This is a genomic window from Bradyrhizobium sp. CSA207 (assembly GCF_029051685.1).
In the GTDB taxonomy this organism is placed as follows: Bacteria; Pseudomonadota; Alphaproteobacteria; order Rhizobiales; family Xanthobacteraceae; genus Bradyrhizobium.
In genome coordinates this window covers 214,397-233,253 of the sequence record NZ_JAACFT010000010.1, presented here as the reverse complement: position 1 = coordinate 233,253, position 18,857 = coordinate 214,397, and the positions used below count along the sequence as shown (strand labels likewise).

Here is an 18,857-nt window from a genome sequence, read left to right as displayed (position 1 = left end):
AAGCAAGGGATTCATGGGGAGCCCCGGAGCGGACTGTTCGCATTCCATTTGCTCGGCCCGAAGAACTTCTGTCAAGCAAGGGTTCTTGTTCAGAGGTCGCGTTGCGGATGTCCGTTGTGGGTCAAAACGCGAAAAACTCAACGCGAGCAAATTCAGTCCGCTATGCTTCATTGAACGGACCTCGATGCGGCGTGCTGCCACTTCGCTGATGGGCCACAAGCGGAATTGTCGGCGCCGGATGCACGAGGCCCGCCAACTGAGGCGGCCTCAATCTTCCCCAATACGCTGCCCGCAGCACACGTCATTTTGAGACCGGCCCACTGCCGACCTCTGGGGTGCAGCCGCGATGGTATTCCTGCTGACATTTAGCGTAGTCGTCGTACAGAAAGTAAGCTCCGACCGCGATTATGATGACCATGCACGTGAGAGCAATTTTCTGCTTCATTGACCGATACCTGTCCATTCCCGCCCCCACAGCGGGCGTCGCGGCGATATTCATCCTTGGTCCGTTCGTACCCAGCAAGCCGAACCCAGAGCCTAAAGACAGAGAGGTAGCTCAGGGCCACAATCGGACTCATGCACCGCAGCAACGGGCTCGCTATTCGATCACCTCGTCGGCGCGAGCGAGCAGCGTTGGCGGCACAGTGAGCCCAAGTGCATTGGCGGTTTTGAGGTTGATGGTGAGTTCGAACTTGGTGGGCTGTTCAATGGGAAGGTCGGCGGGTCGCACGCCCTTAAGGATTTTGTCGATAAAGCTTGCAGCCCGAAAATACAGATCGGGATAGTTTACCGCGTACGCCATCAATCCCCCGTTTTCCACAAAATCGCGCGAAGGATAGCTTGCCGGCAACCTATACCGGGCGGCCAAGTCAATGATGGTTTGTTGGTACGCCTGGGTCAGGCCGTCTGCGCCAATGAGAAGCGCGTCGCTATGGTGCTGGACCGCTGCTTCGAATGAGCTACGCAGGTCTTCCTCATGACGCACGTCAAACAACTCGGTTTTGAGCGCAAGCGAGTCCGCCGTCGTCTTCATTTCCTTCCATTCAGGCGGCCCCATGGGATTGCCGATGTTGTGAAGCAATGCCAAACGAGAGAGATTCGGAACCAGCTCTTTAAGGAGTTCGATCCGTTTTCCTATCAACTCTTCGCTGAAGGTCGTCATGCCCGTGACATTACCGCCGGGATGAGAGAGGCTGGGGACGACGAGAAACGGTGCGCCCATCGCCGCCATAACCACTGGAATGGCTCCGGCTGCATTTTTAGCCGCCTGAACGGCAGGTGTCCCTCTCGTCACAATTAGGTCGACCTTGAGGAGAACGAGCTCAGACACAAGATCAGGGAAGCGCTCGGCGTGACCTTCCGCCGATCGGTATTCGACAATCAGGTTTTGCCCTTCGACATAGCCGAGTTTCTGTAGCCCGTTACGCAGCGCATCGATATTGGCGGCGTTCTGTGCCGCCGATACGGTTTCCAGTATCCCGATTCGATAGACCTTCCCCGTCGGTTGGGCGCGCGATACCAGTGGCCACACCGTCGCGCCACCAAGAGCAGAAACAAACTCGCGTCGTTTCATCTGCTGACCCCTTCGGGATGGCGTAAGTCTGCTATCAATATAACAGCCCCGGTTCACGCTGTAAGCGCCCCAGAGGTCGCATATGGGTCACAAGCGGCGGTCGGGGACAGCGCCAGCCGTGTCCGGTCCACCTCAAACGGCCGACCTTGCAGCCTCGGGTGTAGTCTTCAGCTCCGGGCCGACGTTGTAGGCAATCAGGTTGAGGAAGTCGGCGGTGACGCGAGTTGGGCCTCGATGTTGGGTCTTTGCTCGCCTCGTGTTAGACATCGCCTGACCGATCAGGGAGAACAGCCATGACCGCCGAGTTCGATGAAGACCGCTTCAATATGGCTATCCGTAAATTTCTGAAGCATGTCGGAGTTACATCGCAGCGTGAAATTGAGAACCTAGTGCGTAGCGGGGCGGTGAAAGGTGGCAAGCTCAAACTGCGAATGACCCTGTCCGCTGAGGGGACGGCGCTGAAACATGTAGTCGAGGAAACAATCGCACTCTGACGATGTCCCGGCTGCCCCGGCATTGCCGCCCTCTTGGTGGAGCATTCAATCCTGTTGATTTCCAGCAACGACTGCTTTGGGTCAAAAGCGGCGGCCCGGCGTTCGCATACCGCAGGTCCGATCTACCTTCGATAGCGGACCTACCTACGCGCCCCACGCCAACTATCCGTGCACCGATCCGGTCCCTAATAGAGTTCGCGAAACCAAGACGCCGCACACGCCCAATCTCTCGAGCGGCAAAGCCGCCGCAATGTTGAGCCTCGTGGTGGCAGGCACCACCCGTAAATTTCCCAAGTGTCGGCGACCAGGCTCACTGGTAGGGAGGGCGGCAGGTTGAGTGTGCCGTACCATGAAAGCGTCGAAGCCGAAGCAATGGGCCGAGCGAGAGATCCAGCGATTGGTCAAGCTCGCCCGACAGGGCGTTGGCGCATCGAAGATAGCCGCCGAACTGGGCCGCTACGCTGGATCAGTGAGGCGAATGGCGCGCACGATGGGAATACTGTTGAAGAAATAAATGCGCTGTACCGCGCAGTACGGCTCTAGAACGCCCACTGGCGGCCCTCGAAATCAGTACGTCGCGAACGGGGGCAGCGGCGGCGTCTCGGAGCTCCCCGTATCCCAACGGTTTACCCATGGGTTGGTGCTTTCCAAGCATGACGAGCGGGCAGCGAAATGGCTGATGCTCACCGGTAGGATATCCGCGGCTCGCAGGTGCCGAAAATCGAAAGCTACCCCATCGAGAAGCCTCGCCGCAAGGTGAACCACTTCAATGGGCTCCCTTTGAGATCAGCACCAAACCTTGCGACAAGAACAACGCTAGCGTCAGTCGGCAGGATCAAATCCGACAGTGAGGGCCGCCGATCAACTCAGCTGGCACTCACGATTAGAAATTTCTGTGCGCCGCCTGGCGTCATAAGCCCCTCGCCCTTCCCAGTAGGTTGGCGTCCCATAATACCGGTGGGTTCGCGTTTCCCAGTCTCGATCCTGCCACGAGTCATCGCTGAACTCAGGCGCGTCTCTCAGTTGTTGCTCGGTGATCTTGGTTCGAAAACCGTCAACCGAGGTATCATATGTCAGAGCGCCCCAGGGAATGGGATAATGGCTATGACCCAAGCCGACAAATCCCCCGAAGCTCATGACGGCATAAGCCACGCGGCCTGACATCTTGTCGATGATGAGGTGATCAATCTCACCGATATTCTTTCCATCTGCTCCATACACCTCGGTTCCCTGAATATCTTCGCTTGAGATGCATTGATGATCCGGATGTACTGTTGCGCGGGCCATGACTTTGTCTCCTTCACAGGTGGTTTGTCGGCCTAACTCGGCCGCTCCGAGCGCGTTCTCGCCTTAGGAGAACATGTCGCAGCGCCGAGGCCGCCAGGCCTTGCGAGTGGAGGGATCGATAAGCATTTCGGTCTTCATGCACACGAGGCGCAATCTCAACATGGTAATGCGAGATTGCCTTGGGTGGATACGTGCGTTCCAACACGTTGTTCCGGATAGCCAAAGTTTCGCCTGACTGGACGTGCGGCGGCTCGGCCTATCCGACTTCAAGATCGTGGATGATCGGTTTCAGTCCGTCGAGCGTGACTTCGAGGGTCGCAAGCGTGATCGGTAGCTTGAAGCGTCGGCGCCCTGCACTTCCTGGGTTCACGTAAAGCAAGCCGTCGACGCTGTTCATCTTCGGCGCGTGGGAGTGGCCGGAAACAATGACATCGATGCCCTCGGCTAGGGGATCGACCTGCAGGGTGTTGAGGTCATGCAGAACGTAGAACAGCCGTCCGGCGAGGCGCACGAACTCAGTTTCGGGAAATTCGGTGGCCCACTCGCCCGTATCCACGTTTCCTCTGATCGCCGTTACGGGGGCAATTCTCCGCAGCGCAGTGATGATCTGGGGATCGCCGATGTCGCCGCCGTGAATGATGTGGTCGACCTGGGCCAGCAAGCGAAGTGCCTCCGGCCTAAGCAGGCCGTGCGTATCCGAGATGATTCCGATCGTGAAGGTCATCGAAGCGTCCGGTAGAAGCAGAAGATATTCGGCGCCGGCATTGACGCGCGAGCTGTTCCGCCACGTAGCTCGGACAGCATTCCTTCCAGCTAGAATATTCTGTAATCTTTCACTCTCATGCGATGGCCTGCCCATCCAATTGCGAAAGCCGCCGCGGATCAGCTTTTCAGGTCGAACTGGATGCGTAGCCTGCCCGCGATCGCTTCGATCATGTCGGTGCGTCCCGCATCTTGTGGTCCATTTGTCATGATCTCGACCTTCCAGGTGTCCTCGTAGGGGACGACCGAAACGGCGATATCCGTCGGCAACCCGCAGATTTCTTCCATCTCCAGCCTGATCGCCGCTTCGAGCTCTTCCCGCGTTTTTGCCGGCTTCTTCAAGCTGATTCTTTCACCGCTCGGAACAGGACCACCGCCTTTGGCTATCCGCGCGAGCGCATGTTTTTGAACAGCGGGCCCTTGAGCCTTTGGCTATCCGCTACAGGCGCCGTACTCAAACGGCGGGCGGTGGTCTAACGACTCAAAGATGTTGTCGCGCTATCGTTCCGTTCGCTCGGCGCCTTACCGAAAACGGGTCAGACGGGCTGCCTCGACCGCTCAGCAAGTCTGCGTTGCCGGAACGATGCCAGGCAGCGCGTGACCCCATCGGAGAGCAGCCTGAATGGAAATTGAGTGCCGGCCAGACCCTTCAAACTCCCCTGAGAAGACCTCATGGCGGACGTATGTCTCGGCGTAACCGTGACCGGTCTGTACACTCTGGTTGGCTAGAAGTGGTCATCCTCTTCATGTGATAACCGCCCGGCGGGCTATGGCGCGTACTCATAAATCGGAGGCGGCGCAGACGTCCGCTATACTCCCGATATCGGCGCAAAGGGCCTCCGTTGCAGAACTTCCGCGTTGGGCCAATTGCCGACTCATGCGCTGCAAGAAATATAATGGCACGGGTCGAAGCGAGTTTTTTGATGACCTTGCCGGCGCGGGCGAGAAGCGTCGGCGGGAAGATGGTGCCGAGCAACCTTGGCGGTTTTAGTCGAAGTTATGGACCGAGAGCGGAAGGGACGAGGTGCCCTTCAACATTCAACGCACTCTGTTTTGAGACTTTGGACAAACGCGACTACATCGCTTTGTTCGGCTTCGGGCACCTGGAACTTCGCCAAGGTGCCGGCCGCATGACCGAGGAACACGTTCCAGTCGCTCTCGCTGATACGCATACCTTGGTGCGTGAGCACCATCTCCCTGCCCCGGTAGTACGTCGGTCCGCCCGCGCTCGCGCAGAGGAAATCGATGAGGAGCTGCTTCTCGCGCATGATACCGTCTTCCCCGCGATGTGCCCAGAAGCGGCCGAGTTGCGGATCGGCCCGCAGCCTTGGCAGCAGATCATTCACCACCGCCGTGATGGCGTCACACCCACCTAGGCGCTCGTAAAGGGTCTTCGTCTCGCTGTTCATTTGCGTCCTCCTACCGTAGCAGGCCAACTACGCCTTTGGGTTGCCTATACCGACCGAACTTTTCATTGGAATCAACCCGGGTCATCCACGCTGATTCCGCGCTCTGCAGGGGACGTCTGGTGTTGCTTCGATTGCTGCCGTAAGCGGCATCCGCACTGCAACAAACAGCGCCGGGCACAACCCCTTTAGGCTCAATTGAGTACAACGCGATCACCAATCCGAACCGTTCCCGGCGCCGCGACCACGGCGTACACACCAGCGCAAGGGAACTGGCCGAGATCGCCAACTTGCATCCGATTGTTGCGAACGAGTGCCCGGAGCACATCCGTATCCTGCGGTAGACCGTCCTGAGCAAGCGTCGTCATCACACATCGCGGGTCGAGGAGTGCCACCTTGAGGCGCGCCCCCTTACCGAGCCCGAGTTCGTGACCGACCCAGTCATTCTCAGCAAATCCGGGGCGCTCGGTATTGACAATCACGTTCATGCGGAACCTGCGCTGGTCGAAGCGGCTCTGGGGCTGAACCTCGTCTAGTTGCGCTAGCGTCGACGTCGTCAGGACGGAGAGCGGAAACACATCGAAGAAAGAACCGACAGGGACCGGGGACTCCATTCCAAGCTCGGCAAAAAGAGCTGCTCCAAGCTTCTGCGCGACAACCGTATCTCTGTTGCCCGCGGGGTCTGCGCCCTCTACGTCGGGGTAGTACTGGTCGATGGTAAAGTCATCTGGCGCTACCCGCCCAAGCGTAACGTTACGTTTGAAGTACGCTGACAGCACGCGGTCAACCTCACCTGAGTCGCTCCTTACGGTCGTGCTGTCCGGAAACTGAATTTGCACCGGTGGTAAATCGCCGCCCCGGATTGGTGGCTCGACGAAGACTGCTTTGCAGTCGAGTAGCTTGGGGAAGAGCCTCACGCTCTTCGCGCTCACAACCTTGCCCGTGTCCCTGTCGATGAGCGCATATGCGCGGTCACCCAAGACTCCTCGTTCCGTCACTTCCACGTCATTGAGTTGTTCGCCCCCCATGGACTTTACCGGAAACCTCCACAGCGTTGCTACCGAGCCAACGTCTTCAACTATTGCACCGATTGCCATGTGATCCTCCTAAACCGGGATTGAGGACAACAATTTCGCTCTGACATCGAAAGTGGACGCCGCTTACGTCTTGGGGCGGATGCCAGGCTGCAATTCAACGCCCTAAGCTGAGGGCTCTAATCATGCGCTACGGCGTAGTTTACCTTGATGCCTTTTTCGGCTCGATAGTGTTGACATAGAAAGAACACGCGATGACGTTGCTCGGCCCGCCTAGGGCGTATAGCACCAAATTGCCCAAGTGGGGGCGATTAGTTGCGGAGGTTATAAAGATCGGGAACGTCGAATAAGCCCACTCAAATGATTCGGGGGCGCCCCGCGATGTCTCTTGTGGGTCATTCGCGTCGATTTGCTCGCGTCTTCCCGATGTCCGGTCTAGCCTCGACGGCTCCCGTGACGCCCTTGAAACGGGAATGTCTGTATTACCTCCGAGAGCAGACATCGATCAGACACGCTGCCGATTGCGATGTCATCGCCTGCTACGGCGGAGCGAAGTTCACCGACAAGCGCCTCGCCTCCAAAGATCCGCGCGGCGTGAGCAACGGCGTAGGGGGAAAGCAGCCATCGTCACGCTGCAGCGCGATAGATAATCCAGATTACGACGAGAGCCGCTAGAACGAGTATCCAATTGGAAATTTGGGTACCCGCTATCGATGTTTTCTGGCTGAACCATTCCATGGCCTTCCTCCCAGCTTAGACCACCTCACTTGGGCGGCCTCCCACGCTTTCAACACCTCGACGATATCACCGATTTCCCAAAGCCGCTCGGTCCGTTGCGGCCATGGCCTCGCATTCTGTCAGTGGCTACAGAGTTCGATCCCTGCGCGGTGTAAATCCGCAAATCCCATAGTCTGGTGACTTGGCCGGGACGATATCGCCGTTCAACTCGGCGCGATCCATTAGAAAAACGGCTTGACCGTTAGGCCCTTCGCTCGGGCGTCCTGAATGAAGGTATGCGCTTCCTCATTCGACAAGGTCAGCTCGGGACCACCAAGAAACTCCTCTCCCTGAGGAGTATTGGCGCGAAAGGTCGTCTCTCCTTGATTCACATGGACCGTATAATCAATATCGCCATGGGGCTCTGGCATGTTGGCCTCCTTATCCCCACCGGTGCATATTGCGTCGATTTCAACCCGTGAGACAAGGCGCTGATCGTCGCCAACCACTATCTCGAAACCGATCTGGAGAAACTAAAGGCAGCGGTCTCGATGGGTTATGCGCGAGGGAAGTTGTTCGAGGAGGCCAGGACGCTGCCGCGTGATCGTTAGGATTGGTATGATTGAGCCGGGTTGATTAGTCAGCGATTCTGACAGGAGCACAAGATGGCTCTCCTAAAGCGCGAATTATATCGTCATGTGACAGGCCCTGAGGTCACCCACGCGGATCGTTGCACACTCGTTTTCGATACCGACGCAAAGAATTTATACGTCGAGCGCGAGGTGGCGCATTTTGATGCCAGCGTTGTTGGCACGATTGAGATCCAATCATCAACGATGGATATCGCTGACTACCTCAAGCAGGGCGGTCAAACTGCTGGTCACCGCGAGCTATGGCGCTTGCTGCAAACGATCTTCAAAGAGGACAACAATTCGGAAGAGATGTAAGTTGGATCAGGGTTCAAATTTCCTCGTTGGCATCCCCCACATAGTGTCCGTGACCCAATGCAACCACCTAAACGCCCCCCAAAGACCAAGGCCGAGCTTCGCGAGATGTTGACCGGAGGCTGTCCGCAAAACGCAACTTGAGCCGAAGCGCCCGCCGCAGGCCAAGAGAGATGGCAGCGAAAAGGCGGCCTAACTCGTATCTGAGTGCAAGACCACAGGTGCCGTTTCTTGCGCTCTGGCCACACGCAAAAAGCCGCCAAGGTCTCCCTCGGCGGTTCGTGCCGTTGCATTTGCGTAGAGGTACTGCGTCGAGCGGTGCTCGAACGCAGCCCGTGCTCGCTCTTATTTGGACGCACGCGACCTTCAATGAGGCGGTGGGTGCGTTGCCAGTGTATCGGGCCAACGATCCCCGATCCTCATAACATGTGATAACATGTGACTGGCGGCGATGCTCTTCAAGCCAGCACTGCTGCCCCGTTCGATGAAATGGCAATGCAGGTTTTCGATTGAGCGCCCTTCACCGATTAAGGTCAGCAACTGATCCACCACAACCCGGATACGCGTTTCGAAACTCGTATCGGTGATGATTTCGCCGCGCTCGACGGGCCATTGCCAGATCGCCGACAAGCAGGATTGTGCGGCGAGCTCCAGACGCTGCCGGGGGCATCCTTCGTGGTCAACGGCGCGGCGCAGGTCGCCGATTCCGCGCTCACCACGGCCTCGGTCGAGATGAAGTGGAAGAACGGCTGGTCTGCGGCAGGCACTTTCGAGGGCGAGTTCTCCGACGTCACCCGCTCCTACGCCGGCAAGGGTGTGGTCAGGTACGCCTGGTGAGCCACGCGATGCACCAGGATTTCGCGTCGCCGGCTGCTTGCAGTCACTTTTCGAGAAAAGGATGCCAAGACCCATCACTCGCGCACGCGGTGAGTTGTCTGCTCTGGGTCAAAACGCGAAAAACTCAACGCGAGCAAATTCAGTCCGCTATGCTTCATTGAACGGACCTCGATGCGGCGTGCTGCCACTTCGCTGATGGGCCACAAGCGGAATTGTCGGCGCCGGATGCACGAGGCCCGCCAACTGAGGTGGCCTCAATCTTCCCCAATACGCTGCCCGCAGCACACGTCATTTTGAGACCGGCCCACTGCCGACCTCTGGGGTGCAGCCGCGATGGTATTCCTGCTGACATTTAGCGTAGTCGTCGTACAGAAAGTAAGCTCCGACCGCGATTATGATGACCATGCACGTGAGAGCAATTTTCTGCTTCATTGACCGATACCTGTCCATTCCCGCCCCCACAGCGGGCGTCGCGGCGATATTCATCCTTGGTCCGTTCGTACCCAGCAAGCCGAACCCAGAGCCTAAAGACAGAGAGGTAGCTCAGGGCCAACAACGGAAGTCAGGAGGTCAAGCATTATGAGACTGCTATGGCGTCACCCCGAGCTGGGCGGCCGTCAGCTTAAAGCTAAGGCACCGCGCCGCAGCTTCAAACGCACGTAGTTCTGCAAGTAGAGGAAGCTTCCGCATTCGCGAGGTGTAGATGAATTTGGTTCATCTGAACTGAGAATCTTCGACATTGCATCGACCCTGCGCCATCGCCGATTATCGCCTCGCTTCGCCCTCTCGCCGCGGGACAGGATCACATGTTGGCCATAACACCCTCCCGGATTGCAGGACACCTCGACGCCATCGAGAAGCTTGCCCCGTTGGTGGAGGAGCACCGTGCGTCCTTTGATCGCGACCGCAGGCTTCCGGAAGTCGTCTTTCGAGCGATGACGGACGCCGGGCTGTTTCGTCTGTGGTTGCCGGCGGCGATGGGAGGCCCCGAATTATCCCCCGTAGAGTTCATGAAAGTGGTTGAGGCCGCCTCGGCGCTCGAAGGTTCGATCGGTTGGATCGTGGCAAATGGCGGCGGCATGAGCCGCATCGCCGGATATCTGCCCGAGCCCATTGCGCGTGAATGGTTTGCGGACCCTTGCGCATTCGTCGTCAGCGCCACTGGCGCGGTTGGTTCGGCTACACCCGTCGCGGGCGGCTATAGCGTTACCGGACGGTGGCCGTTCGGCAGCGGGGCCAGTCATGCCACCCGATTCATGGGGCTGGCTGCCGTGAGTGACGGCAACAACATTAGCCGCCCCCCGAGATGCTACTACTTCTCGCGCGACCAAGTGACAATTCATGACACTTGGCATGTTTCCGGGCTTCGCGGCACCGGGAGTAGTGACTTCGAGGTGAATGACGCCTTCGTAGCCGCCGAGCATACCCACGACTTCATCGCGCCCGCGCCCACGCAGCCGGGGACAATTTACCGGATACCGGGCCTGTCGATCTTTCCATGGTCGATTACCGGCGCACCGCTCGGGATCGCGAGTGGTGTGATGGCGGCGTTCACGAAGTCGGCCACGCAGAAAAGGGCCCGACAGGGTATCCTGCTGATGGATCGCGAGATGGTGCAGTCGGCGCTTGGTCGGGCAGAAGCCATTCTCGGTGCTGCCCGGGCATTCCTTGCCGAAGCAATGACTGGGCTACTTGCCGTTCTGGACGACGATCGCGACCACCTCCAGCGAGCCCGCGCGCGCTTGCGGATCGCTTGCGCATACGCCGCGGAAGGATCCTCAAGCATCGTGCAAATGCTCACTTCGGAAGCCGGTGCAAGCGCAATCTTCGAAAACAGCGCATTGGAACGCGCCGGACGCGACATCAATGCCGCCGTGAAACATATCGCTGTAAGCCCTCAGAGCTACATCGTCGCTGGCCGATTGCATCTCGGTCTTGATCCAGGTGCCATGCGATTTTAGGGGGCCGTCGCTAAAGCCGAACGGTGTCCGCATGTCCGTTCTGGGTCATTCGCGTCGAATTGGCCGCGCCTCTGCAACGTCCGGTCTCACCTCGACAACCGACGTGCGAGACGCTATCGCGATCTTCGCCTTCGGGCCAAACTCAGACCTTCCCGTTCATGACGCGCCACTGGCAAAGTAAGTGACGTAGAACAGGAGGATGGCGCACCATTGTTCCGTCCGGAACTTGATTTAGCGCAAAGAGCTGAGGCGACTTGGGGCTAAGCTTTCTGAACCTCTCAATCGGTCGCCTGAGAATCGCAGCAATGATCATTGAGCGCTTAAGCCAAGAGCACCGCAATATTGAGAAACTGCTCGCCATCCTTGAGCGGGAACTTCAGGTTTTCGACCGGGGCGACCGCCCCGACTATGAGGTTATTGGCGCGGTTATTAGCTACTTCGAGCTTTATCCGGAGGTTTACCACCACCCTCAGGAAGACCTGGTCTTCGCTGAGCTAAAGATTCGCGATCCCGGTGCGGCAGCGAAGATCGGTGATCTCGCTCGCGAACACCAAAGAGGGGCCGAACGTTTGCGCCGCGTCGCTCATGCGGTCGACAGTGTTCTCGCGGGTCGCGAACTCCTTCGGCAGGAAGTGCATGCCATCGTTCGTGACTTCATAGAGCACGAGCGGCGCCACATCATGATGGAAGATCGCGATTTTTTTCCTGCCGCCCTGAAGGCTCTCGAGCCCCAAGATTGGACGGAGATCGCTTCGGCTATGACCAATCCTGAGGATCCGCTGTTCAGCGAGGCAGCCGAAGAGACGTTCGACGCGCTACGCGAGCGCATCTTGCAGTTGGAACAAGAAGCCGAAGCCGAACGACACTAGTCGAGCTCATCTGCATTGCGCTGATCGGGCTCAATATCCGAAAGGGGTCAGAGGCGTCGTTCTCGTCGCCGCTGGTAACTTCCGGTGTGCCACGATAGACGGACGATTGGGTGGGCCGGCCCGCCCATGAGCGTTGGGGTTGGATCTTGGGGCAGTCCAATCGCGTACCGCCTATTTTCATGTGTGCTACCTAGTTGGATAAAAAAGGTAGCAGGAGAAGCCAATCATGACTGACGATCAGGTCAATCTCGTCGTTCAGCACCTTTGCGAGCAATTGCACTTGGCGCTCCGATTGAAAGACACCGAAGCACATCCACCAAACGCCAAGGATATTGGATTTGATCGTGCCTCTGTGAGAACTGTATTGCTGACCGGGTTGCGTTCGGCGGGTGTCACGATCAACCACGAGGCACCCGGGGCGAGCGAAGAGCCGCCGTGGTCCTAAACGCAAAACGCGAGACAGAAGCTCGCGCAATGAACGTTGGCGTCATCTTGGCGCAAGCGACGCCGTTTCACCGGGTGAGGGGATGCTCCATCGTTCCCAATTGTCACGGGCGGACTTCAGCTTGCTGATCCCCTTGGCGGTTCATATCGGAAATCTGAGATGCCTGGGTTGGAGGTGGAAGCCATCGGCCATCCATGCGCTGCGATGATGGCATCCTGCCACTGTTTTGCCCGACGGATCAACCTGATTTCGTAAAATCCGCAGTTGCCGGGCGTTAAGCCATTGATATCGCTGTCACCGGCTACTGTGCATGGGGTTGTTTTCGCTCTTTTTATTGTGAGGCTCGCCGAGCCTGATCCAAACCGATTTTAGTGGCCGCCGAGATAGGCCGTGATCAACCGGGGATCGTGGATGAGGTCCTTGGCAGGGCCTGACTGCACGATCTCGCCGGTCTCGAGAACGTAGCCGTAGTCCGCCGTCTCCAGCGCGGCGCGGGCGTTCTGCTCGACCAGCAGGATCGACACGCCGAGATCGCGCAGCGACGCTATGGTGCGAAAAATCTCGCGCACGATCAATGGTGCGAGGCCGAGACTGGGCTCATCCAGCATGAGAAGTTTCGGCTTGGCCATCAGCGCGCGTCCGAGTGCGAGCATCTGGCGTTCGCCGCCGGAGAGCGTGCCGGCGGCTTGGCGCTGCCGCTCCTTCAGCCGGGGGAAGCGGCCATAGACCTCATCGAGCGTCTTCTGAACTCCGGAGCGGTCGCGCAGGCTGTAGGAGCCCAGCAGGAGATTGTCGGCAACCGACATGTCGGAGAACAGTTCGCGCTTCTCCGGGACCAGGCACAATCTGCGTTCGACGCGATCCTCGACCGACATCTTGCCGATGTCGCTGCCCTGAAACACCATGCGGCCTTTCGAAGAGAGCAGTCCGATTGCGGCCATCAGCAGCGTGGTCTTGCCGGCACCGTTCGGGCCGATGACGGTGACGATTTGTCCCTCCTCGACCGACAACGACACATTGCGGACCGCATCGACATTGTCGTAGCAGACGGTCACGTCCGACAGGGAAAACATCGAGCTCACGCGACGCCTCCGAGATATGCTTCTTGCACCCGTGCGTCGCTGCGGATTGCAGCCGGCGCGCCCTCGCACAGCTTCGAGCCGAAATCCAGCACGACGATGCGGTCGACCAGCGACATCACGAACTCCATGTCGTGCTCGACGATCAGGATGGTCAGGTGATCCGCCCGCAGCGAGCGCAGCAGCTCGGCCAGCCTGAGCTTCTCCTGGCGGCGCAGGCCTGCAGCGGGCTCGTCGAGCACCAGCAGGGTCGGATCCGCGGCGAGCGCGCGCGCGATCTCCAGGATGCGTTGATTTCCGAGCGGCAGGTTGCCGGCGAGCTCGAACGGCTTCTCGCCGAGCCCAACGCGTTCGAGCTGCATCAGCGCCTCGTGACGGACGCTGGCCTCCTCGCGCCGGTTGATGCGGAAAGCTCCGGCGAACAGGCCGGCGCGGGTCCGGGCATAAGTGCCGAGCATCACGTTTTCAAGAAGGCTCATGCGCGGCCTGAGCTTCACGTGCTGGAAGGTTCTCGCGATCCCGGCCCTGGCGATGCGCGATTGCGCCTCGCGCGTGATCGGGCGTCCGGCGAAGACGATATCGCCCTTGTTGACCCGGAGTGCACCGGTGAGGCAATTGAACATCGTGCTCTTGCCGGCGCCGTTCGGGCCGATCACGGCGAGGATTTCACCTGACCGCACCTCGAAGCTGACATTGTTGACGGCGACCAGGCCGCCGAACCGGCGCTCGGCGCCGTCCACCTTCAGGAGGAGTTCGCCCGGCGCGGGTTGCGCGCGGCGGGGCAGCGGCGGCGCGGGCTGCGGCCGTGCGCGCCTTGTTTTCGGCAAGGAGCGCGCAACGAACGGCACGATGCCTTGCCGCGCCCATTGCAGGAACAGGATGAACAGTGCGGAGAAGGCGACGATCTCGAGCTGCCCGGACGCGCCCTTGGCGATCAGCGGCAGATAGTCCTGCACGCTGTTCTTGAGCAGGGTAACGACCGCGGCCCCTACGACGCCGCCAAGAAGGCTGCCGGCGCCGCCGACCATCGACATCATCAGATATTCGATGCCCATGCCGGCGTCGAACGGGCCGGGGCTGATGAAGCGGCTCATGTGGGCGTACAGCCATCCGGAGAGCGAGGCCAGGAAGGCCGCGATCACGAAGGTCACGAGCTTGATTCGGAAGGCGTTGATGCCGAGGCTTTCGACCAGCGTATTGCCGCCGCGCAGCGCGCGCATGGCGCGGCCAAGCCGGGAGTCCAGCAGGTTATAGCCAAGGAAGAGGACGACGGTAACGATGCCCCAGATCAGGAAATAGATCTGCTTGCTGGAAACGAGGGCAAGCGATCCGAGGCTGATCGGCGGAATCGACGAGATCCCATTGAACCGGCCAAGCCCCTCGACATTGCCGAACAGGAAGCCGATCGCGAGGCCCCAGGCCACGGTAGAGAGCGAGAGGAAGTGCCCCTGAAGCCGCAGGGTGACGAGACCGAGAATGGTCGCAACGCCGCAGGTCAAAGCCACGCCGAACAGCAGGCCGAGCCAGGGCGAATGCCCGTTCAGCGCCGAGACCCACGCTGTCGCATAGGCCGCAACCCCGACGAATGCCGCCTGTCCGAACGACACGATGCCGCCGACGCCGGTGAGCAGCGCGAGCCCAATGGCGACCAGGGAATAGATGCCGATGTAGTTCATCAACGTGATGCTGAACGGGCTGAGGACGAAGGGAGCCACCGCGAGGCACAACACCGCCGCGGCGGCGGCTAACTGAACGTGAAGGCGCGTCATTCCTCGATCTCCTCCTCGGAATGCAGCGATGCGAGGGACCGCCAGATCAGGATCGGGATCAGCAGCGAGAACACGATGACGTCCTTCAGCGCGCTGCTCTCGAAGGATGCGAAACTTTCGAGGATGCCGACGCCGACGGCGCCGATCGCGGCTCCGGGATAGCTCGTCATGCCGCCGACGATGGCGCCGACGAAGGCCTTGAGGCCAATCAGGAAGCCGGAATCGTAGAACACCGTGTTGACCGGCGCGATCAGGATGCCCGATACGCCGGCCATGAGGGAGCCCAGGAGATAGGCGATCGTGCCGGCGCGCTCCGGTCGTATTCCCATCAGCCGCGAGCCGGTCCGGTTCACGGCGGTGGCGCGCAGGGATTTGCCGACCAGCGTGAAGTCGAAGAAGAGATAGAGCAGACCGCTGAAGACCAGCGCTGCGATCACGATCAGCAAGGTCTGGCCCGAAATCAGGACGCCGGCGAACTCCGTCGAGAAGGAGGTCAACGGCTCGGTGCGGACGCCTTCGGGGCCGAAGAACAACAGACCCAGTCCAACCAATGCAAAATGCAGCGCCACCGACACCGTCAGCAACAGCAGCACGGTGCCGTCGGCGATCGGGCGGAAGACGATCCGATCCAGCAGCGGGGAGATGGGCACGATGAGCATCAGCGCGAGCACGAGCCTGACGGCCAGGGGAGGATCCATGCGCATGACGAGCCAGGCTACGCCGACCACGGCGAACGGAAGCACGAGATAGAAGGACAGCGCGCGCGGCAGAAGCCGGAGCTCGCCGGAGCGCGCGAGTGAAATGATCTCGATCAGGGCCGCCAGACAGGCCAGGATGACGACCAGCGCCCCTGTCCCCGGAAAGCGCTTCGCATCGAGGGCCGCGAGCGTCAGCGCGGTGAACGCCGCGATGTCGCCGAAGGGAATGAAGATGACACGCGTCACCGTGAATATGAGGACGGTTCCGATCGCCACGAGTGCATAGACCGCGCCGGTGGCGATGCCGTCGATCGCAAGAATGGCTGCGATATCGCTCGTCATTGAGACGCTATTCCCCCTTCTGGTTTGTCCGCCCCTTGGTCCTTTCTTACGGCGCGTACTTCCAGGCACCGCCGCTCAGCCGCACGACGACGAGCGAGCGCTCATCGACGCCGGTCGCAGAACCCGGCTTGAAGTTGTAGACGGCATGCACGCCGGGCAGCTCCTTGGTGCTGAGGATCGCGTCCCTTAGCGCGGTGCGGAATTCCACCGTGCCGGGTTTTGCGGATTTGAGCGCGCGTTCGGCCGCGTTGGAGAAGATCAGCCAGGCGTCGAAGGAGTAGGCCGAGAAGCCGTCCGTCGTCGGCATGTTGTGAGTCTTCTGGTAGATGGCACGGAAATCCAGCGCGATCTTCTTGGCGAAGTGCTCGTCTGGAAGCTGCTCGGCGACGATCACCGGACCCGCGGACACCTGAATGCCTTCGGCAGCCTTGCCGCCGACGTTCACGAAATCCGGATTGACCAGTGCGACCGTGCCGTAGGTATTACCCTTGAACCCCCGCTCGGCAAGGCTGAGCAGGGGAAGCGCGCCTTGCGTGCCGGAGCCGCCGTCGAGCACAGCGTCCGGCCGTGCGGCCATGACCTTGAGGATCTGCGCGGTGACCGAAGTGTCGGTGCGGGCATAGCGTTCGTTGGTCTGGATCTTGATGCCGTCGGTCGACTCGGCAGCCTTGGCGCCGTTGTAGACGAGGTCGCCCCATGCATCCGAGAAGCCGATATAGCCGATATTCTTCATGCTATCGCGTTTCATGCGATCGGCGATGATCTTGACGAGCAGGGAAGCCGGCTGCGGCACCGAGATCACCCACTGCTCCGGCGAGTCCGGCAACTTGGCGATCGGCGAGACCGCGATCATCGGCACCTTCAATTCGCTTGCCACTGCCGCCATGGCGATTGTCGAGGGCGCGGTTGCCGTGCCGATCAGCAGGTCCACCTTCTCTTCTTCCACCAGCTTGCGCGCGTTACGCGTCGCAGCCGACGGATCGGACCCGTCGTCGAGCTGGATCAGGCGGATGGTCTCGCCATTGACTGACTTCCTGTATTCGTAGGCTGCCTTGATGCCCCGCCCGTAAGGGATGCCGATCGACGAGCCGTTGCCGCTCAGCGAGGTGACAAAGCCGATGGTGATGTCGGCCCGCGCCGCCGGCGCGACGACGACGCCAGCCACAAGTGTCAATAAGCTCAGGGTCTTGAAGCTCAGGGTCTTGCGCATTGCCTTCTCCTGCGTTGATTTAGGTGCGAATGACTGGAAGCTGCCGGGCCTGAACCCGAACCGCGAACAAGCTGATCGAAAACATTGCTGCAGCGCCGAACATCGGCGCGACTGAGAAGAGTTTGTCTGGTGCGCGGCGCAATCATGCCGACGCTTGCCGTTGAAGGTCTGCGCTGCCGCGCGAATTCCGCCCATATCGCGAAAGTGCAGACAATGCGATGGCCGGACCGCGCAGCGCCGCCGAGGACGCTGCCGCCGGTCGTCCAGCTCCAAAGACTGCCCACACGATCAAGTCTCTCAAGAACGGTGCCCTGCAACATCATTGTCAGGCGGCCAGGGTCGGCTGGCGAGGTATTACTTAAAGCCTAAAGTATATTCGGCGGGCGCGTCAACAGCACGTGATGGCCGTCTTCAAAAAAATGCTGGTGCATACAATTCTGGCAGTACGAGCCAATTTATGGGCTTTCTTATCCCTCAAAATGAGCATGCCGGCTGCGGAGTGCTGGACCACTCGCTTGGGTGCGCCGCACACATTTGACGGACCAATTAGTTTATGGTTGAAATATTCGCATCGACAGTCCGGCTACCGATCCTCCAATACCCGCTCGAGGAAAAGGACGATGCGCATCTTCTGGCAAAGCTTCGTTGATGCGAGTGTGAACGCGCCCTACATGGCGCAGCTGTCGGAATACCTCAACAACATCGCGGCGCAGGGCACGACCGTCCATGTCGAGGGCATCTCGCCGCCGGATCGGGAGTTCGGCAGGCTTGCCGAATTGCGCTGTGCAGTGCAGGCCATCGACAACGGCATCGCGGCGGAGGAGCAAGGCTTCGATGCCTTTGTCATGGGGCATTTCCAGGATCCGGGTCTGTATGAGCTTCGCGCGACGCTCGATATTCCCGTGATCGGGACGGGCGAGGCGACGCTGCTTGCCGCCTCGCAGCTCGGCCGGCGGCTCGGTCTGGTCACGCTCGATCCCGTCTTCGAAGTCTGGCACTACGAGCAGGCCGAGCGTTACGGCCTCGGCGACCGCGTCGTTCACGTGACGGGCCTCGGTTGCAAACCCGAGGATTTCGCAAGTGCCTTCGCGGGCGATCGGGCCGCGCACGCCCGCATGATCGACGATTTCGTCGCCTGCGCGTTGCCGCTCGTCGAGCGCGGTGCCGACGTCGTGATTCCCGCCGGTGTGTTGCCCGGCCTGCTGATCGGGCGGGAGCACGGCCTGAAGGTCGGGCACGCGCCGGTGGTCAACTGCGCGGCGGTGGCGCTGAAGAGCGCCGAGATGTGGGTGCAGCTCAGGCGTCTCAACGGCACCGAGCCAAGCCGCGGGCCCAGCTTCAAGCGGGCCAGCGCCGCGGCACGCAACGATTTCCGCGCGCTGCTCGCGCGCAACCACGGCTAGCGCCGCATGCACTGGTCTTTGGAGAAA

Annotated in this window: 17 protein-coding genes and 2 pseudogenes; 7 read left to right on the top strand and 12 right to left on the bottom strand. The window is 60.0% G+C overall.

Features of this window, described 5'->3' with window-relative positions:
- Positions 1-598: 598 nt before the first annotated feature.
- Positions 599-1,573: an ABC transporter substrate-binding protein gene (locus GWG65_RS13970; protein WP_275196134.1), complete on the bottom strand. Its 975-nt coding sequence runs from the start codon at positions 1,571-1,573 to the stop codon at positions 599-601.
- Positions 1,574-1,866: 293 nt separating this feature from the next.
- Between GWG65_RS13970 and GWG65_RS13965 the strand changes: the two genes are divergently transcribed.
- A complete protein-coding gene (locus GWG65_RS13965) occupies positions 1,867-2,067 on the top strand; it encodes a DUF6494 family protein (protein ID WP_007595394.1) in 201 nt (66 codons plus the stop codon).
- A gap of 861 nt (positions 2,068-2,928) precedes the next feature.
- On the opposite strand, the gene GWG65_RS13960 is transcribed toward GWG65_RS13965, so the two are convergent.
- From GWG65_RS13960 to GWG65_RS13935, 6 genes are all read right to left on the bottom strand, one after another.
- A complete protein-coding gene (locus GWG65_RS13960) occupies positions 2,929-3,354 on the bottom strand; it encodes a PRC-barrel domain-containing protein (protein ID WP_275196133.1) in 426 nt (141 codons plus the stop codon).
- Positions 3,355-3,610: 256 nt separating this feature from the next.
- Positions 3,611-4,078: a metallophosphoesterase family protein gene (locus GWG65_RS13955; RefSeq protein WP_275196132.1), complete on the bottom strand. Its 468-nt coding sequence runs from the start codon at positions 4,076-4,078 to the stop codon at positions 3,611-3,613.
- 158 nt (positions 4,079-4,236) lie between these two features.
- Positions 4,237-4,458 (bottom strand): hypothetical protein, encoded by a 222-nt coding sequence (locus GWG65_RS13950; RefSeq protein WP_275196131.1) that lies wholly within the window; start codon positions 4,456-4,458, stop codon positions 4,237-4,239.
- A gap of 689 nt (positions 4,459-5,147) precedes the next feature.
- Positions 5,148-5,525 (bottom strand): group 1 truncated hemoglobin, encoded by a 378-nt coding sequence (locus GWG65_RS13945; protein ID WP_148741510.1) that lies wholly within the window; start codon positions 5,523-5,525, stop codon positions 5,148-5,150.
- 191 nt (positions 5,526-5,716) lie between these two features.
- Complete coding sequence (locus GWG65_RS13940; RefSeq protein WP_275196130.1) at positions 5,717-6,619, bottom strand: MOSC N-terminal beta barrel domain-containing protein; 903 nt, start codon at positions 6,617-6,619, stop codon at positions 5,717-5,719.
- 896 nt (positions 6,620-7,515) lie between these two features.
- On the bottom strand, positions 7,516-7,704 hold the full coding sequence (locus GWG65_RS13935) for a hypothetical protein (protein WP_275196129.1): 189 nt from the start codon (positions 7,702-7,704) through the stop codon (positions 7,516-7,518).
- 234 nt (positions 7,705-7,938) lie between these two features.
- Between GWG65_RS13935 and GWG65_RS13930 the strand changes: the two genes are divergently transcribed.
- Both GWG65_RS13930 and GWG65_RS13925 read left to right on the top strand, forming a co-directional pair.
- Positions 7,939-8,220 (top strand): hypothetical protein, encoded by a 282-nt coding sequence (locus GWG65_RS13930; RefSeq protein ID WP_148741513.1) that lies wholly within the window; start codon positions 7,939-7,941, stop codon positions 8,218-8,220.
- Between the two features lie 648 nt (positions 8,221-8,868).
- Positions 8,869-9,054 (top strand): annotated as a pseudogene (locus tag GWG65_RS13925) (hypothetical protein); the annotation flags it as partial.
- Between the two features lie 591 nt (positions 9,055-9,645).
- On the opposite strand, the pseudogene GWG65_RS13920 reads toward GWG65_RS13925, so the two are convergent.
- Positions 9,646-9,744: pseudogene (locus GWG65_RS13920) on the bottom strand (LysR family transcriptional regulator); the annotation flags it as partial.
- A 116-nt stretch (positions 9,745-9,860) separates the two neighbouring features.
- On the opposite strand from GWG65_RS13920, the gene GWG65_RS13915 reads away from it, so the two are divergent.
- The 3 genes from GWG65_RS13915 to GWG65_RS13905 all read left to right on the top strand — a co-directional run bounded on the left by GWG65_RS13915 (position 9,861) and on the right by GWG65_RS13905 (position 12,329).
- On the top strand, positions 9,861-11,015 hold the full coding sequence (locus GWG65_RS13915) for an acyl-CoA dehydrogenase family protein (RefSeq protein WP_275196128.1): 1,155 nt from the start codon (positions 9,861-9,863) through the stop codon (positions 11,013-11,015).
- Positions 11,016-11,320: 305 nt separating this feature from the next.
- Positions 11,321-11,884, top strand: a complete 564-nt coding sequence (locus tag GWG65_RS13910) for a hemerythrin domain-containing protein (protein WP_275196127.1) — start codon at positions 11,321-11,323, stop codon at positions 11,882-11,884.
- A gap of 226 nt (positions 11,885-12,110) precedes the next feature.
- Complete coding sequence (locus GWG65_RS13905) at positions 12,111-12,329, top strand: hypothetical protein (RefSeq protein ID WP_275196126.1); 219 nt, start codon at positions 12,111-12,113, stop codon at positions 12,327-12,329.
- A gap of 368 nt (positions 12,330-12,697) precedes the next feature.
- Here the strand turns inward: GWG65_RS13905 and GWG65_RS13900 are convergent, their stop codons facing one another.
- From GWG65_RS13900 to GWG65_RS13885, 4 genes are read right to left on the bottom strand one after another with little or no spacing between them, the layout of a single operon-like run.
- A complete protein-coding gene (locus GWG65_RS13900; protein WP_275196125.1) occupies positions 12,698-13,411 on the bottom strand; it encodes an ABC transporter ATP-binding protein in 714 nt (237 codons plus the stop codon).
- On the bottom strand, positions 13,408-15,177 hold the full coding sequence (locus tag GWG65_RS13895; protein ID WP_275196124.1) for a branched-chain amino acid ABC transporter ATP-binding protein/permease: 1,770 nt from the start codon (positions 15,175-15,177) through the stop codon (positions 13,408-13,410). The genes GWG65_RS13900 and GWG65_RS13895 overlap by 4 nt, the downstream gene beginning before the upstream one ends.
- The gene (locus GWG65_RS13890) at positions 15,174-16,217 is read right to left on the bottom strand and encodes a branched-chain amino acid ABC transporter permease (protein ID WP_275196123.1); all 1,044 of its coding nucleotides are present in this window, start codon (positions 16,215-16,217) and stop codon (positions 15,174-15,176) included. The genes GWG65_RS13895 and GWG65_RS13890 overlap by 4 nt, the downstream gene beginning before the upstream one ends.
- Positions 16,218-16,263: 46 nt before the next feature.
- A complete protein-coding gene (locus tag GWG65_RS13885; protein WP_275196122.1) occupies positions 16,264-17,427 on the bottom strand; it encodes an ABC transporter substrate-binding protein in 1,164 nt (387 codons plus the stop codon).
- A gap of 620 nt (positions 17,428-18,047) precedes the next feature.
- Here GWG65_RS13885 and GWG65_RS13880 point away from each other — a divergent pair.
- Positions 18,048-18,830 (top strand): aspartate/glutamate racemase family protein, encoded by a 783-nt coding sequence (locus GWG65_RS13880; RefSeq protein ID WP_275196121.1) that lies wholly within the window; start codon positions 18,048-18,050, stop codon positions 18,828-18,830.
- Positions 18,831-18,857 lie beyond the last annotated feature (27 nt).

Coding starts and splice junctions, on each gene's coding strand:
- GWG65_RS13960 (WP_275196133.1), bottom strand. CDS start 3,354: ATGGCCCGCGCAACAGTACATCCGGATCATCAATGCATCTCAAGCGAA.
- GWG65_RS13905 (WP_275196126.1), top strand. CDS start 12,111: ATGACTGACGATCAGGTCAATCTCGTCGTTCAGCACCTTTGCGAGCAA.
- GWG65_RS13890 (WP_275196123.1), bottom strand. CDS start 16,217: ATGACGAGCGATATCGCAGCCATTCTTGCGATCGACGGCATCGCCACC.
- GWG65_RS13970 (WP_275196134.1), bottom strand. CDS start 1,573: ATGAAACGACGCGAGTTTGTTTCTGCTCTTGGTGGCGCGACGGTGTGG.
- GWG65_RS13945 (WP_148741510.1), bottom strand. CDS start 5,525: ATGAACAGCGAGACGAAGACCCTTTACGAGCGCCTAGGTGGGTGTGAC.
- GWG65_RS13885 (WP_275196122.1), bottom strand. CDS start 17,427: ATGCGCAAGACCCTGAGCTTCAAGACCCTGAGCTTATTGACACTTGTG.
- GWG65_RS13880 (WP_275196121.1), top strand. CDS start 18,048: ATGCGCATCTTCTGGCAAAGCTTCGTTGATGCGAGTGTGAACGCGCCC.
- GWG65_RS13930 (WP_148741513.1), top strand. CDS start 7,939: ATGGCTCTCCTAAAGCGCGAATTATATCGTCATGTGACAGGCCCTGAG.
- GWG65_RS13940 (WP_275196130.1), bottom strand. CDS start 6,619: ATGGCAATCGGTGCAATAGTTGAAGACGTTGGCTCGGTAGCAACGCTG.
- GWG65_RS13955 (WP_275196132.1), bottom strand. CDS start 4,078: ATGACCTTCACGATCGGAATCATCTCGGATACGCACGGCCTGCTTAGG.
- GWG65_RS13965 (WP_007595394.1), top strand. CDS start 1,867: ATGACCGCCGAGTTCGATGAAGACCGCTTCAATATGGCTATCCGTAAA.
- GWG65_RS13895 (WP_275196124.1), bottom strand. CDS start 15,177: ATGACGCGCCTTCACGTTCAGTTAGCCGCCGCCGCGGCGGTGTTGTGC.
- GWG65_RS13915 (WP_275196128.1), top strand. CDS start 9,861: ATGTTGGCCATAACACCCTCCCGGATTGCAGGACACCTCGACGCCATC.
- GWG65_RS13935 (WP_275196129.1), bottom strand. CDS start 7,704: ATGCCAGAGCCCCATGGCGATATTGATTATACGGTCCATGTGAATCAA.
- GWG65_RS13910 (WP_275196127.1), top strand. CDS start 11,321: ATGATCATTGAGCGCTTAAGCCAAGAGCACCGCAATATTGAGAAACTG.